General features: G+C 60.6%; 17 protein-coding genes and 1 tRNA gene. 6 read left to right on the top strand and 12 right to left on the bottom strand.

The features are described 5' to 3' along the window. The first annotated feature begins 39 nt into the window (after positions 1-39). A complete protein-coding gene (locus E3O56_RS12130) occupies positions 40-795 on the top strand; it encodes a morphogenetic protein (RefSeq protein WP_248128314.1) in 756 nt (251 codons plus the stop codon). Between the two features lie 5 nt (positions 796-800). Here E3O56_RS12130 and E3O56_RS12125 read toward each other — a convergent pair whose 3' ends face one another. Further along, positions 801-1,184 (bottom strand): hypothetical protein, encoded by a 384-nt coding sequence (locus E3O56_RS12125; protein WP_248128312.1) that lies wholly within the window; start codon positions 1,182-1,184, stop codon positions 801-803. 395 nt (positions 1,185-1,579) lie between these two features. Here E3O56_RS12125 and E3O56_RS12120 point away from each other — a divergent pair, with 395 nt between their 5' ends. The 3 genes from E3O56_RS12120 to E3O56_RS12110 are packed head-to-tail and all read left to right on the top strand — an operon-like array spanning position 1,580 to position 3,097. After that, positions 1,580-1,801, top strand: coding sequence for a hypothetical protein (locus E3O56_RS12120; RefSeq protein ID WP_248128311.1), 222 nt, complete (start codon positions 1,580-1,582; stop codon positions 1,799-1,801). Positions 1,802-1,803: 2 nt separating this feature from the next. Beyond that, a complete protein-coding gene (locus tag E3O56_RS12115; RefSeq protein ID WP_248128310.1) occupies positions 1,804-2,046 on the top strand; it encodes a DUF4224 domain-containing protein in 243 nt (80 codons plus the stop codon). A gap of 1 nt (position 2,047) precedes the next feature. Next, positions 2,048-3,097: a tyrosine-type recombinase/integrase gene (locus E3O56_RS12110; RefSeq protein ID WP_248128308.1), complete on the top strand. Its 1,050-nt coding sequence runs from the start codon at positions 2,048-2,050 to the stop codon at positions 3,095-3,097. 116 nt (positions 3,098-3,213) lie between these two features. Here the strand turns inward: E3O56_RS12110 and E3O56_RS12105 are convergent. Then, positions 3,214-3,304, bottom strand: a tRNA-Ser gene (locus tag E3O56_RS12105). 152 nt (positions 3,305-3,456) lie between these two features. Between E3O56_RS12105 and E3O56_RS12100 the strand changes: the two genes are divergently transcribed. Beyond that, positions 3,457-4,128 (top strand): Bax inhibitor-1/YccA family protein, encoded by a 672-nt coding sequence (locus E3O56_RS12100; RefSeq protein WP_003192030.1) that lies wholly within the window; start codon positions 3,457-3,459, stop codon positions 4,126-4,128. Positions 4,129-4,197: 69 nt separating this feature from the next. Here E3O56_RS12100 and murB read toward each other — a convergent pair whose 3' ends face one another. From murB to E3O56_RS12060, 8 genes are all read right to left on the bottom strand, one after another. Beyond that, positions 4,198-5,217 (bottom strand): UDP-N-acetylmuramate dehydrogenase, encoded by a 1,020-nt coding sequence (gene murB / locus E3O56_RS12095; RefSeq protein ID WP_223018506.1) that lies wholly within the window; start codon positions 5,215-5,217, stop codon positions 4,198-4,200. Continuing rightward, positions 5,214-5,678: a low molecular weight protein-tyrosine-phosphatase gene (locus E3O56_RS12090; protein ID WP_078821648.1), complete on the bottom strand. Its 465-nt coding sequence runs from the start codon at positions 5,676-5,678 to the stop codon at positions 5,214-5,216. The genes murB and E3O56_RS12090 overlap by 4 nt, the downstream gene beginning before the upstream one ends. Then, on the bottom strand, positions 5,678-6,442 hold the full coding sequence (gene kdsB / locus E3O56_RS12085; RefSeq protein WP_032880648.1) for a 3-deoxy-manno-octulosonate cytidylyltransferase: 765 nt from the start codon (positions 6,440-6,442) through the stop codon (positions 5,678-5,680). The genes E3O56_RS12090 and kdsB overlap by 1 nt, the downstream gene beginning before the upstream one ends. Further along, a complete protein-coding gene (locus E3O56_RS12080) occupies positions 6,439-6,624 on the bottom strand; it encodes a Trm112 family protein (protein ID WP_003174668.1) in 186 nt (61 codons plus the stop codon). Before E3O56_RS12080 ends, kdsB begins: the two co-directional genes overlap by 4 nt. Positions 6,625-6,646: 22 nt before the next feature. Then, positions 6,647-7,657, bottom strand: coding sequence for a tetraacyldisaccharide 4'-kinase (lpxK, locus tag E3O56_RS12075; RefSeq protein ID WP_032880646.1), 1,011 nt, complete (start codon positions 7,655-7,657; stop codon positions 6,647-6,649). Further along, a complete protein-coding gene (locus E3O56_RS12070) occupies positions 7,657-8,085 on the bottom strand; it encodes a biopolymer transporter ExbD (protein WP_032880645.1) in 429 nt (142 codons plus the stop codon). The genes lpxK and E3O56_RS12070 overlap by 1 nt, the downstream gene beginning before the upstream one ends. Further along, positions 8,082-8,717 (bottom strand): MotA/TolQ/ExbB proton channel family protein, encoded by a 636-nt coding sequence (locus E3O56_RS12065; protein WP_005789055.1) that lies wholly within the window; start codon positions 8,715-8,717, stop codon positions 8,082-8,084. The genes E3O56_RS12070 and E3O56_RS12065 overlap by 4 nt, the downstream gene beginning before the upstream one ends. Positions 8,718-8,826: 109 nt before the next feature. Continuing rightward, complete coding sequence (locus E3O56_RS12060) at positions 8,827-11,052, bottom strand: DNA internalization-related competence protein ComEC/Rec2 (protein WP_248128306.1); 2,226 nt, start codon at positions 11,050-11,052, stop codon at positions 8,827-8,829. A 135-nt stretch (positions 11,053-11,187) separates the two neighbouring features. Between E3O56_RS12060 and E3O56_RS12055 the strand changes: the two genes are divergently transcribed. After that, entirely contained in the window at positions 11,188-11,703 is a 516-nt protein-coding gene (locus E3O56_RS12055) for a DUF2062 domain-containing protein (RefSeq protein ID WP_005789057.1), read from the top strand. 3 nt (positions 11,704-11,706) lie between these two features. Here E3O56_RS12055 and E3O56_RS12050 read toward each other — a convergent pair whose 3' ends face one another. Together E3O56_RS12050 and E3O56_RS12045 are read right to left on the bottom strand one after the other, a co-directional pair. After that, positions 11,707-13,065 carry a sensor histidine kinase gene (locus tag E3O56_RS12050; RefSeq protein ID WP_078821650.1) on the bottom strand — a complete coding sequence of 453 codons (1,359 nt, stop codon included), beginning with the start codon at positions 13,063-13,065 and terminating at the stop codon, positions 11,707-11,709. Further along, positions 13,052-13,780, bottom strand: a complete 729-nt coding sequence (locus E3O56_RS12045) for a response regulator transcription factor (RefSeq protein WP_005789059.1) — start codon at positions 13,778-13,780, stop codon at positions 13,052-13,054. The genes E3O56_RS12050 and E3O56_RS12045 overlap by 14 nt, the downstream gene beginning before the upstream one ends. Between the last annotated feature and the right edge of the window lie 156 nt (positions 13,781-13,936).

The following is a 13,936-nucleotide window of genomic DNA, read 5'->3' as shown; positions in this document are numbered from 1 at the left end:
AGATTAATTTTTTGCCGTCATAGCGGCAAGGACGAAGTCATGCCTGAAATAAAGGAACGCCCCATACTGTTCTCGGCGCCGATGGTGCGCGCCATCCTGGAAGGCCGGAAGACGGTCACGCGCCGGGCAATGAAGTGCCAGCCCGACGCGGATGCCAGCATCACGGTTGAGTCGTACAACGTGGCGGTCACCAATCGTCGCGGCTACCAAGAGGCAGGGCCAGCGATATTTGGCGCCTGGTGGCGTGATGGCGAGTCTGGGTGCAAGTCCCCTTACGGCAAGCCCGGCGACCGACTGTGGGTGCGCGAGACCTTCGCCTTGCTCGGCAACGAGGACGGCTGCTGTATCGACTGGCAAGACAACTTGGTCAAAGGCGACGAGCGGGGTGCGGCACGGATCTACCGGGCAAGCTGTCCACCGGGCGACTACGGGCTTAATCAGATCCCAGCGAAAGCGGAATGGAAGCCAGATACTGAAGCCATGGAGTATGACGGCGCATGGCGCCCCAGCATCCACATGCCGCGCTGGGCCAGCCGCATCCTGCTGGAAATCACCGACGTGCGCGTCGAGCGGTTGCAGGGCATCAGCGAGGAACAGGCCAACGCAGAAGGCGTGCGTCTCTATACCGACCATGCCGAACTGGGTGATTGGTGGCACGTTGACGGGATAGAGACGTATAGCGCTGACCCGCGCAAATCGTTCGAATTGCTCTGGTCATCAGTAGGTGGTAACTGGAGCGCCAACCCGTGGGTTTGGGTGGTCGAGTTCAAGCGGATGAAGCCAGTATCTCAGTAGCCCTCTTATTCACAAACCAATCGCAAACTTTTGCCCTGCCCTAATGCTGCCGCTTGAACCCTTCTGCAGGCGTCTCTATCACGTGTATGCATGTTGTCGATGCTTGGATTGCCAGTTTTTTCCATATCGCGCATCGCGGGCCTGCCAGGGTGATTGAGCGCCTCTTGGCCTTCGATGTGCAATTCGCGCGGAGTAGTTTTTGCCTCAGGGGACGATGCTGGTTTGGGCAACTCGTTAATGGCATCACCAAAGCGCTGAAGCAACGGTCCTTGCGGTAGTTCCTCAGCTGCCACCAACGTTGATATGGCGACGGCCAACATTGCAACGATGTATCCCTTAAGCACTGCAAACACCTCCTCATTGAGTAGCCTGACCATATAGCCGAGCAATCAATAACCGCCTGCTCAGATGCTTAGGCTGCCTCAGCACGACCTAATATCAAATTTTCAGCGAAACACTTCAGCGCTGTCACTTGCTGAACTGTTATCGAAATGTAACCCCCCCTTATATGCCTGCCGGTGAGTGGCGGGCGAGGTATTCACGCATGTTTATTTGCGCAGAAACGAAGATCGGGCAGTGCCAATCGCTCGGCGACCAAGTGCGAGTGTGTGCGCTTCGTCGCGGCGGCGGCTGGAGTCAGGCCCGCGAGGATCTGGCGAAGGAGGCAGAGCACTGGTTTGGCCGCGAGCCGATAACTACCAAACAAGACTGGCGCGCCGTTCGCGCTGAAGTCTTCCGAACCGATTAACTCACCTTTTGCCGCCCAGCGCGGCAAGGACACCCCATGTTCGCTATGAAACTCACCCTGATACTGCTGGGCGCTTTTCTGTGCCTGGTAGGAACCATCGGCTGGTTCGGCTGGCTCGGGCTCGACCTGCTGGACACCGGCACCACCGAGGCACTGCTCTACACCTTCGCCGGCACGTGCGCCTGGCTGCTGATCACCTTCGGCCTGGCCATCCACATCATTAAGACAGCGCGGCCCACTGTGGGCGGCGGGAGGTAGATATGCAGGCTGAAATACTGTCGGACGATGAGCTCGCCGACCTTACCGGTTACAAGCGTCGATGTGATCAGCGCAAATGGCTCAAGGATCGCAACTGGGTGTACGTCGAGAGCCGCGGCGGCCGGCCACTGGTTGGTCGGATGTTCGCCCGCATGAAGCTGGGCATGGTCAACGCCAAAATTGCTGATCCAAATCCGCCACCGGCGCGTCCGGCTTGGACGCCTGATTTCTCCAGAGTGAACTGATATGCGCCCCCGGAACACGGAAAACAGGGACTTGCCGCCAGGAATGGTGCGCCGCAAGCGCCCAAGGAAGAATGGAAAGATCTGGATCGGCTACTACTACCGTGACTCAGCGGGAAAAGAGATTCCGCTTGGAATGGACCTGAGCAAAGCCCGGCTGAAGTGGGCCGAACTGGAGGCCAAAGAAAAGCCTGCCGACCTGACAACGATGAAGGGCGTCTTCGACCGGTACGTGCGCGACGTCATCCCAAAAAAGGGCGAGCGGACCCAGAAGGACAACATGGCCGAACTGAAACAGCTTCGTCCTACGTTTGATGAGGCGCCCATCGATTCAATTACACCGTTCAACATCGCCGGCTACCGTGATGCCCGCTCAGCGAAGGTTCGTGCCAACCGCGAGATCGCGCTCCTGTCCCACGTTTTCAACATGGCCAGGGAGTGGGGGCTGACGGAGCGGGAGAACCCTTGCCAGGGCATCAGGAAGAACAAGGAGGCGCCGCGTGATTACTACGCCAACGCGGCTGTTTGGGATGCCGTCTACGCGGTTGCCGAACAAGAACTGAAGGAAGCCATGGACCTGGGCTATTTGACCGGACAGCGGCCTGCTGACGTGCTGATCATGCGCAGCGACGATACAGAGGGTGACTACTTCCTGGTAACGCAGGGCAAGACCGGCCAGAAGCTTCGAATCCTGATGCGTACGGAAGCCGGGGAAAACAGCTTGGGGAGATTGGTCAGGGAGATTGGCGAAAGGAATGTCGGTCATTCATCCAAGTACCTGTTGATCAACAGGAATGGAAAGCGAATGACGAAGGGGATGTTGCGCTTGCGCTGGGACAAGGCTCGGGAAAAAGCCCAGCAGAACGCCATCGAACAAGGCGACCCGCTGCTCGCGGCCAAGATTGGAGGGTTTCAGTTCCGCGACATCCGGCCGAAGGCCGCGTCGGAAATCATCGATATCGGGGATGCAAGCCTGCTGCTGGGACACAGCAAACAGGAGATCACAAAGCGGGTTTACAGGAGGATCGGCGCCACCGCGAAACCGTCCAAATAGGCAAAGTATCGGAACTCCTACCTAAAAGTTTCGGAACTCCCGCCAAAAGCAGAAGAAACATTCTCAAACCCCAGAAACACAAAAGCCCCGCAATCGCGGGGCTTTTGTGTAAATCTTGGCGGGAAACCAGGGATTCGAACCCTGGGAACGCTATTAACGTTCGCCGGTTTTCAAGACCGGTGCATTCAACCACTCTGCCAATTTCCCTTGTGCATCACAGGATTATAGTAGCTCATCCCGTGTCAGCGGGCGCCATAATACCCGAATGAAACACACTGTCAAACTCTCTGCATCGCTTGTTACAGAGCGTCTGTTATGATCTTTGCGACTGAACGTTTCAAAACTGAAGGAGTGTCGCCATGCGCGAACAGAATTACGCAGTGAATGGCAACGCGCAGGCTGAGCAGCTTGAAGTCAGCCGCGTGTTGCGCAATACGTACGGCTTGCTCGCCTTGACGCTCGCATTCAGCGGCGTGATGGCGTATGTGGCCCAACAGATGCGCGTTGGTTATCCGAATATCTTTGTCGTGCTGATCGGCTTCTATGGTCTGTTCTTCCTGACCAACAAGCTGCGCGATTCGGCCTGGGGCCTGGTGTCGGCGTTTGCCTTGACCGGTTTCATGGGCTTTATCCTCGGCCCGATCCTCAACCGTTACCTCGGCATGGCCGGCGGTGCGGAAGTGGTCAGTTCGGCGTTTGCCATGACGGCGCTGGTATTTGGTGGCCTGTCGGCCTACGTGCTGATCAGCCGTAAGGACATGAGCTTCCTGGGTGGCTTCATCACCGCAGGCTTCTTCGTGTTGCTGGCGGCGGTGGTGGCCAGCATGTTCTTCCAGATCAGCGGCCTGCAACTGGCGATCAGCGCAGGTTTTGTGCTGTTTTCCTCGGTGTGCATCCTGTTCCAGACCAGCGCCATCATCCACGGTGGTGAGCGTAACTACATCATGGCCACCATCAGCCTGTATGTATCGATCTACAACCTGTTTATCAGCCTGTTGCAGATCTTCGGCATCATGAGCCGCGACGACTGATCAACCAGCGCAATAAAAAATGCCCCGTATCGCAAGATACGGGGCATTTTCATTTCCAGGCCTGAAAGATCAGTACTGGTTGGGTTCCATCTCCAGCTCAACCTTGAAACGCTTGAAGATATCCTGCTGGATACGTAGCGCCAGGTTGGCAATCTCGCGCCCTGTGGCTGCGCCGTAGTTGACCAGCACCAGCGCCTGCATCTTGTGTACCCCCGCATCGCCGTCTCGAAAGCCCTTCCACCCTGCCTTGTCGATCAGCCAGCCGGCGGCGAGTTTCATTTGCCCGTCGGCCTGAGGGTATGCGACCAAGTCCGGGTATTGGCTTTGCAGTTCGGCAGCGAGGGCCTGGGACACCAGTGGGTTCTTGAAGAAGCTGCCGGCATTGCCCAACTCTGCCGGGTCCGGCAGTTTCTCGCGGCGAATGCTGCAAATCGCCCGGCTCACATCGCTTGGTGTAGCGTGGGTGATGCCCTGCGCGGTCAGGCGCTGTTGCACCGGGCCGTAGTCGAGTTTCAGGTGAGTGGTGCGGCTGAGGGCAAAGCGTACCCGCAGGATCAACCACCGCCCGACTTCATGCTTGAACAGGCTGTCACGGTAAGCAAAGTTGCATTCGTCCAGGCTGAAATCCCGCAGTTCGCCTGTCTGGCGATCCAGGGCGGTGAGGCCGGCGAAGACATCCTTGATCTCCACGCCATAGGCCCCGATGTTCTGCATGGGTGCGGCCCCGACGGTGCCGGGGATCAGGCTAAGGTTTTCCAGACCGCAGAAGCCGTGCTCAAGGGTCCACAAAACGAACGGGTGCCAGGCTTCGCCCGCTTCGGCTTCGACCACCACGTGCACGCCATCGTCCTGCAGCACGCGAATGCCTTGGGTTGCCATGCGCAACACCAACGCCGGGACATCCTGGGTCAACAGCAAATTGCTGCCGCCACCGATCACCAGCAACGGCACCGCGTGTGCAGCGGCATAGGCGATGGCCTCGCGAACCTCGGCATCGCTGTGGGCCTCGGCGAATAATTGAGCGCGCACATCAATGCCGAAGCTGTTGAATGGCTTGAGCGATACCTGCGCAAGCACTTGCAAGGTCATAACCGCCCCTTCAATTCGATCACCAATAAATCACAGGCGCGCTCGATCAGGTCCAGGACCCGCTCGAAACCTTGTTCACCTTCGTAGTAAGGGTCTGGCACTTCGTCCACTTCGCCGTCAAAGCGGCGCAGGAACAAGTCCAGTTCCGCCTTGCCCTGACCCGGCTGCATGGCCTTGAGGTTGCGCAGGTTGCTGTGGTCCATGGCCAGGATCAGGTCATAGCGCGCAAAGTCGGCGCGGCTAACCTGCTGGGCACGCTGGGATGACAGGTCGTAACCACGCCCCAGTGCCGCACGCTGGCTGCGCTGGTCCGGCGGGTTGCCGATATGCCATTCACCGGTGCCGGCAGACGCCACCTCGATCTGGCCGGCCAAGCCCGCCTCGCGCAATTTATGGCGCAGGACGCCTTCAGCGGTTGGCGAGCGGCAGATATTGCCCAGGCATACAAACAGAACTTCCATCAGGCGCCCAGCAGGCGACGGACGCGTTCGAGATCTTCCTGAGTGTCGACACCCGCCGGCGGCGCTTCCAACGCATCGCCCACATGGATGCGCACGCCGTGCCACAGGGCACGCAGTTGTTCGAGGGATTCGGTGTTTTCCAGCCAGCACGGGCCCCAGCTGACAAAATCATGCAGGAAACCCGCGCGGTAGGCGTAGATGCCGATATGGCGGCGATACGGCACGCCTTCCGGCAACACGTCGCGACTCCTGGCAAAGGCATCCCGCGCCCACGGCAAGGTAGAGCGACTGAAGGTCAGTGCCAGGCCGTTGATGTCGCTGACCACTTTCACCACGTTCGGGTTGAACAGCGTCTCGATGTCTTCGATCGGTTCGGCCAGGGTCGCCATACGCGCCTCGCCATGGGCCGCGAGGTTGGCGGCGACCTGGTCGATGACACCCGGCGGTATCAATGGCTCGTCACCTTGCACGTTGACCACGATGGCGTCGGGCGCCAGGCCAAGCTTGGTCGCCACCTCGGCCAGACGATCAGTGCCGGAGTTATGGTCTTCGCGGGTCAGGACGGCTTCGGCACCGAACCCTTTGCACGCCTCGATGATACGCGGGTCATCGGTGGCCACCACTACCCGCTCGGCGCTGCTCTTGCACGCTTGTTCCCACACCAGCTGGATCATCGGCTTGGTGCCGATCATTTGCAGCGGTTTGCCCGGCAGGCGCGTCGAGGCATAGCGCGAGGGAATGACGACGGTAAAGGCGGTGGTCATTTATCCAGGCGCTCATCGGTGGTCAGGGTACGGGCTTCGCTTTCAAGCATCACCGGGATGCCATCACGGATCGGGTAAGCCAGGCCGGCACCTTTGCTGATCAGCTCGGTTTTGTCGGCGCTGAGCTTGAGCGGGCCTTTGCAGATCGGGCAAGCGAGGATGTCGAGCAGTTTGGTGTCCATGAGTGATTCCTGGAAAGAAGCGTTAAGGCAATAGACGGTTGGGCAGCAGACGCATCAGCTGCGTGTCGAACCAGGCGACAAACGCCGGCGACGGCACCGCATCCACCGCAAGGTACCACCAGTCGGGCTGGGCAAAGGCGCGGCACTTCACCGCGTCCTTTTCGGTCATGACCAGCGGCAATGACGGGGTAAAATTCAAGACCTCGGCGCTGTAGGGCGCGTGGTCGGCAAAAGCATGGGGCAGCGGCTGCCAGTGTAGCGTTTCAAGGGTATTGAAGAAACGTTGCGGATTGCCGATACCGGCGACCGCATGCACCTGTTGGCCCGGCGCAAAGTGCGTGACGGGCTGGCGCTCGCCGCTGTGCAGGTTGACCAGCGCGGTGGGCTGCAGTCGGAAGGCAAAACCATCCTTACGGTCCGAACCGGCACCGTTATAGAGCAACGCATCCACACTTTGCAGGCGCTCCACCGGCTCGCGCAACGGCCCGGCCGGCAGGCAGCGACGATTGCCAAGGCCACGGGCAGCGTCGATCAGTACCAGTTCGAGATCGCGGGCCAGGCGGTAATGCTGCAGGCCGTCGTCGGAGAGGATCAGGTCCAGCGGTTCACTGGCCAAGAGGGCCTTTACCGCGCGGCTGCGGTCGGGGTCGATCATCAGCGCTACGCCGCTGCGCTGCACGATCAGCAAGGGCTCGTCGCCGGCCACCTCGGCACTGTGGCTGGCCTCGACCCGCCACGGCAACTGCGGCGGCTTGGCACCGTAGCCACGGCTGACCACGCCCACGCGCAAACCGCTACGACGGCAATGCTCGATCAACCACAGGATCAGCGGCGTCTTGCCGGTGCCTCCCACGGTGATATTGCCGACCACCACCACCGGCACCGGCGATTGATAAATCTCGCCCTCACCTGCCACGAAGCGCGCACGCTTGCGTTGCACCACCCGGCGATACAGTGACTCCAGCGGCCGCAACAGCACCAGTGCCGGATGGCCCTCATACCAGGCCTTGAGCAAACGATCGGACATGGCCATCAGGGCGGGCTCGCCGCCTCGACGGTGGTCATGCGCAAATGGCTGAAGCCGAGCTTGCCGGCCGCGTCCATGGCGGTGATCACCGCTTGGTGCTGGGTCTTGCCATCAGCACTGATCGACAGCGGTAGCTGGGTATCGCCACCGGACTCCTTCTGCAAGGCCTCCATCAGGCTGGCGAGGTCGTTTTTCTGCAGCAATTGGTTATTCACTGAAAATACGCCGTCTGCGCTGATGGCAATATCCAGTTGCTTGACCTGCTGGTCTTCGGCAGGTGAACCGCTCACCGCCTCGGGCAAGTCGACACGCAGCTGGGTTTCCCGAGTGAAGGTGGTGGTCACGACAAAGAACAGCAGCAGGATGAACACCACGTCGATCAATGACGCGAGGTTGATATCGACATTTTCCCGTTGCTTGCGGCGAAATTTCACGCTTTGCCCTCGACCAGGTCTACGTCACGATCGCCCTGCACCACTTCCACCAGCTTGATGGCCTCCTGTTCCATGCCAACCACCAGTTCGTCGATACGACGCTGCAGGAAGCGGTGGAAGAACACCGAAGGAATCCCCACCATCAGGCCGGCGGCGGTGGTGATCAATGCCTTGGAAATCCCCCCGGCCAATACTGCCGCGTTGGTGGTCATGCCCGAGCCCATGAACGAGCTGAAGATATCGATCATGCCCAGCACCGTGCCGAGCAAACCGAGCAGCGGTGCCATGGCGGCAATGGTGCCGAGGGCATTGATGTAGCGCTCCAGTTCATGGATAACCCGGGCAGCCGCTTCTTCGATGCACTCTTTCATGATCTCGCGACCATGCTTGGAGTTGGCCAGGCCGGCGGCGAGGATTTCACCCAGCGGCGAATTGGCGCGCAGTTCCTTGAGTTTTTGCTTGTCGAGCTGTTTGTTCTTGATCCAGCCCCAGACCTGCCCCAGCAGGTGTTCAGGGGTCACGCGACTGGCGCGCAGGGTCCACAGGCGTTCGGCGACGATGCCGAGTGCGGCGATGGAGCTCAGAATGATCGGCAACATCATCCAGCCGCCGGATTTGACCAATTCCCACACAGTGAATGTCCCCTCGAAAAAGTGCGCCACTTTACCATATAGGTTCGGCAGCGGGGTTCGTCGGCAACAGGCCCGCCTGTCGCACCCCTGAGTCTTTGGTAACGCTGGGTTACGGTAACGGTTCGCGCCAGAAACGACGTTGACTGCGCGCAACCGTTGGTGGCGTGAATGCCCCCAGGCGCAGCCGTACAGCGCCTTGCTCGGCACTGTCATATACCCGGCTACCCAGCGCCTGATAGCGCTCCAGCACCTGCGGATGCGGATGACCGAACGCGTTGCCGCGCCCCCGGGAAATCAGCACCGCGGTTGGCGCCAGCCGCTGCAGGAAAGCCCAGGACGAAGAACTGCGGCTGCCATGGTGCGGGGCTTGCAGCCAGTCGGTCGGAACCGCCAGCGGCGAGGCCAGAAATGCTTGCTCGGCGGCGCGATCGATATCACCGGTGAGCAGCAAGCGTTCACCGTTGGCCTGGACCTGCAATACACAGGATTTCGGATTGCCCTCGATAGCACCAGGCCATTGCCACAGTTCGAATGCCACGCCGTCCCACTCCCAATGTTCACCGCTCCTGCAGGGTTGCGTAGCGAGAAACGCTGGCAGCCCTTCGGTTTCACCGCCTACTACACGCTTTATGGGCAGGCCACGGCCCACCGCCGTCGCACCTCCGGCATGATCGGCATCGGCATGACTGAGCAGCATCATGTCCAACCGCCCTACCCCGAGCTTCTGCAACGACGGCAAGACCACGCGCGCGCCCAGATCGACAGGCCCCGAGCGCGGGCCGGCATCGTAGAGCAAGGTGTGATGGCGGGTACGCAGGATCAGTGCCTGGCCCTGGCCGACATCCAGTTGCAACACCTCCACCTGGCCATGGGGCACCCCATCCCTGGGTGGAAACACTGCCACCAACAGCATGGGCCAACCCAGCACTCGGAATGGCAGCCCCTTGGGCAACAACACAATCACTGCGCCCGCCAGGCTCACCAGCCAATACCTCAAAGGTACCTCAGCCGGTACCCAGGCCGGCAGTTGTGCAGCGAGCAGCGCCAGGCCCTTGAACAATCCGTCCAGTGCGCCACCGGCCAGCCACAACACGCCCTCGCCGACCAACGGCACCCACAGCAGCGCCGTACCCAGCAGCGCCAAGGGCAGTACCACCAGGCTGATCCAGGGCACGGCGAACAGATTGGCCACTGGGGCGCTGAGGCTGATAGGCAACCCCAACACCAGCAGGACCGGAAACAAGCCAATTGCGATCAACCACTGTGGACGGGTCCAGATTTGCCAGACGCTCCACGGTCCCAGGCGCCCGCTGAATGCCAACACCAACACCGCGACCGCCGCAAAAGACAACCAGAACCCCGGCTGTAGACTGGCCAAGGGCTCGATGAGCAACACGCCATTCAACGCCAGCAACAACGGCCACCACACCCCCAAATGGCGAAAACGCAAACGCCACAACAGCACCAGGCCCACCATCACACAAGCCCGCTGCACCGGCACGCCGGACCCTGCCAGCAGGCCATAGCCCAACGCCCCGGCAAACGCCAAGCCGCACGCCCATGGCAGCCATGGCCAGCCTCGCGGCCAGCAACCATAGCGCGCCAACATAGAGATCAAGCCGTAGATCAACCCCGCCAACAAACCAATGTGCTGTCCGGAAATCACCAGCAGATGCACCGTGCCGGTGTTCTGCAACACCTGCCAATCCTCAGGTGCAAGCCCGGAACCGTCGCCCAGCACCAACGCCGCCAGGCCCGCCTCGCGGCCGTGCGCTTCCACGGCCATCAGGCGCTGGCGAACGGCATCGCGCCAGGCATTGCGCGCCGGCGCCAGGCGCTCACCATCCTTCACCGTCGCGCTGGCGCCGATACGCTGGGCCAGCAGCCAGGCTTCGTGGTCAAAGCCATGAAAATTGAGCAGGCCGGCGGGCCGCTTGAGCGTCAGTGCCAGACGCCAGTACTCGCCGCTGTTTACGGTCGGCCCGCCGTGCCAGGACACCCGGATACGTTTGGGCAGCCGTGCATTGCGCGACCGACTGTCGGCCAACTCGAATCGCACGCCCGTGCCGGTCTGCTGCGGCAAGCCGATGACACGCCCTTGCACCCAGCGCGTCTGCCCGTCCAGCGCCGGTTGCAATCGATCATCCAGCGCCCACTGTGCGCTGATGCAGGCCCAACTCAGGCCGACCAGAAAAAACGCCACGGGATAGGTGCGAAAAGGCAGCAGCATCAAGGCCAGTATCAGCATGGCCAGCAACCCGGCGCCAGACGGCAATGCGGGTAACCAGCGCAACATCAGCAACCCCAGCGCCAGCGCGAACATCCCTGTTTTCATGAATCATCCTTTTCCAGTGATCCATTCAGTCTTAGCCGGCTGACCGATAGCGCCTATGATGTTTTGTCACAAAGTCTGAATTTTCTGTTTATAGAATCCGGGCATACTTGCCCTTCAAATTGACCTGGACCCCTTATGCCCCGGCGCTTATTCAAACGGTACATGCCCGATCCCAGCAGCATCAGGGAACACAAGTCATTACAGTTTCTTGGCACCCTGCTGCATGATCCGAACCTCTGGCACCTGAACCGGCATTCGGTGGCTCGCGCCATGGCGGTGGGTTTATTTGCGGCGTTTATACCGATTCCGTTGCAGATGCTGCTTGCGGCGATCCTGGCGATCACCGTGCGCGGCAATATGCCGATAGCGGTCAGCCTGGTGTGGCTGACCAATCCGGTCACCATGCCGGTGGTATTCGTCTGTACCTACCTGACCGGCGCCTGGCTGATGAATGTGCCGCCACGCAGCCTGCCCGACGACCTGACATGGGAATGGATCAGCGGCCAGTTGAGCACACTCTGGCAACCGTTTCTGCTGGGTTCGGTGGTACTGGGGCTGGTGCTGGGGGCGCTGGCTTATTGCTTGACCATGGCCTACTGGCGCTGGTGGGTCGCGCACCAGTGGAAGAAACGCAAGCTGCGTCGCCGTTGACGGTTAACGGGCCGGCAAGCGTATATGCACGCGCAAACCCGGACCGCAGTTCTGCGCCCATAAGCGCCCGCCCTGACGCTGCACGGCGTTGCGGGCAATGCTCAAGCCCAGGCCGAACCCGCCATCGCCGGGCCGCGAGCCGTCCAACCGGGTAAAGGGCGCGAAGATAGTTTCCAAATCCTGCTCATCAATACCGCCGCCCTGGTCCTGCAGCCAGATATGCCAATAGTCTCCTTCGCGGCAGCCGTCGAGTAGCACGGTACCCTCGGCTGGCGAGTGGCGTATGGCGTTGCGCAGGATATTCTCCAGGGCCTGGGCCAGTGCATTCAGGTTGCCGCGCACCCAACTGTCCGGCGGTAATAAGCACGGCAAGCGCGACGCCGGCCAGTGGCTTTCGAAACAGGCGTTTTCCCGCAACATGTCCCACAGCGCCTGGAGCTGAATGTCTTCCTGGGGCAGCGGCGCTGTTTCACTGTCGAGCCAGGCCAGTTGCAGGCTGTCTTCCACCAGGCGCTGCATGGCGTCGATTTCCCGACCCAGGCGCTCACGCAGCCTGGCCGGGTCTTGCTCGCTGTCGCAAGCCACCCGCAGGCGACTCAAAGGCGTGCGCAATTCATGGGACATGTCGCGCAGCAACTGCTGTTGCAAGCGCACCGTGCCCTGCAAGCGTTCAGACATATGGTCAAAGGCGCGCCCCAATTCCCCCAGTTCGTCCTGGCGACTGGTCGCATCCCGGGACATCCGCGTATTCAATTGATCCGCACGCCAGGCATTGGCCTGCTCGCGCAATTGATTGAGGGGCATGATCAGCAGCCGATAGAGGCCGATGCACAGCAACAAGGTAAACAGCCCCGGGATGACGCCATTGGTCACCACCCGCCAGAACAGTTGATAACGCCCCGGCATAAAGCGCTGCGGCAACTCGATCACCAGCGACCCCATCCCAGGATCAACCGGAAACGGTACCTTCATCCACGGCAAACCGATGACATGTCGGCTGACCGGCCAATCCAACCCGCGTAAGAAGGTCAGGCGCTGGCTTTCCTTGTCGCTGAGCGGCGTGCTGCCCAGGGATTGCAAATCGTTGCCGATCACACCCACCCAGGTGGTTTCACGCTTGGCCATCAGTTGCAACCAGGCATCCACGCCGGCGCGGCCTTGTGTACTCCACGCCAGTTCGGCACCTGCGGCGTAACCGCTGAGGATCTCCCGCGACTTGTCGGACAGGTAAGCACTCTGCTGCTCCATGTAGCGGCCCCACGACCAACTAAGCCAGATCATCAGCAAACAGAAGGCGATCAACAGGCAGGCCAGCTTCCAGAACAACGAGTGTTTGCCAGGCAGCCGCTCAAAGCCCTTCATCATGACCGCTCAGCACATAGCCTTTGCCCCACACTGTACGCACTTCACGCTCGGCGTAGCCGATGGCCTTGAGTTTGCGGCGAATCTGACTGACGTGCATGTCGAGGCTGCGGTCATGGGGTGCATAACCGCGCTGCAGCACGTGTTGATACAGGAAGGCTTTGCTGAGCACTTCTTCAACATTGCGCTGCAGGGTTTCCAGCAGCCGGTATTCGCTGCGCGTCAACCCGGCCCAGTGTTGCTGGCAGGCCACATCACAGCGCTCATCGTCAAACTGCAACACCCGGGCATCCTCACGCATCACCGGGCGCGGCGGCTCGGGTCGGCGATCCAGGGCCACGCGGCGCAGGATGGCTTCAATGCGCACACGCAGCTCTACCATGCTGAACGGTTTGGGCAGGTAGTCGTCCGCCCCCAGGCGAAAACCGCTGATGCGATCGGCTTCAGCGCCCAGGGCCGACATCAGGATCACCGGCATGGCATGGCTCTTGCGCAAATGGGTGAGGATCGACAAGCCGTCGAGCCCCGGCAGCAGGATGTCCATCAACACCAGGTCGAACGCCTGCTCGCAAGCCATTTGCAGGCCCTGTTGGCCGTTGCGGCACCACGTCACCTGAAAACCACTGCGGCCAAGTTGCTCATGCACGTAGGCACCCAGCACAGGGTCATCTTCGATGGTCAGGATTGTGGGTAGGCCAACTGCTGCGGGAGTCATTAGCGTCTGCAAGTCATTCTCAATCACTGATTATTCAAGATTAAACGTTCACAGGCAATCGCCACCCGGCGCCGAATGGCCCGAAGATTGCCGCATGTCATTAATTTGCAAGATTCCAGGCCGTGCAAATGGCTACACTGCGCAGGTGGCGCGGGC

It is taken from the genome of Pseudomonas sp. W2Aug9, from assembly GCF_023127755.1.
Lineage (GTDB): Bacteria > Pseudomonadota > Gammaproteobacteria > Pseudomonadales > Pseudomonadaceae > Aquipseudomonas > Aquipseudomonas synxantha_A.
The sequence above is the reverse complement of the archived record's forward strand: the minus strand, read 5'-3'. Positions and strand labels throughout refer to the sequence as shown.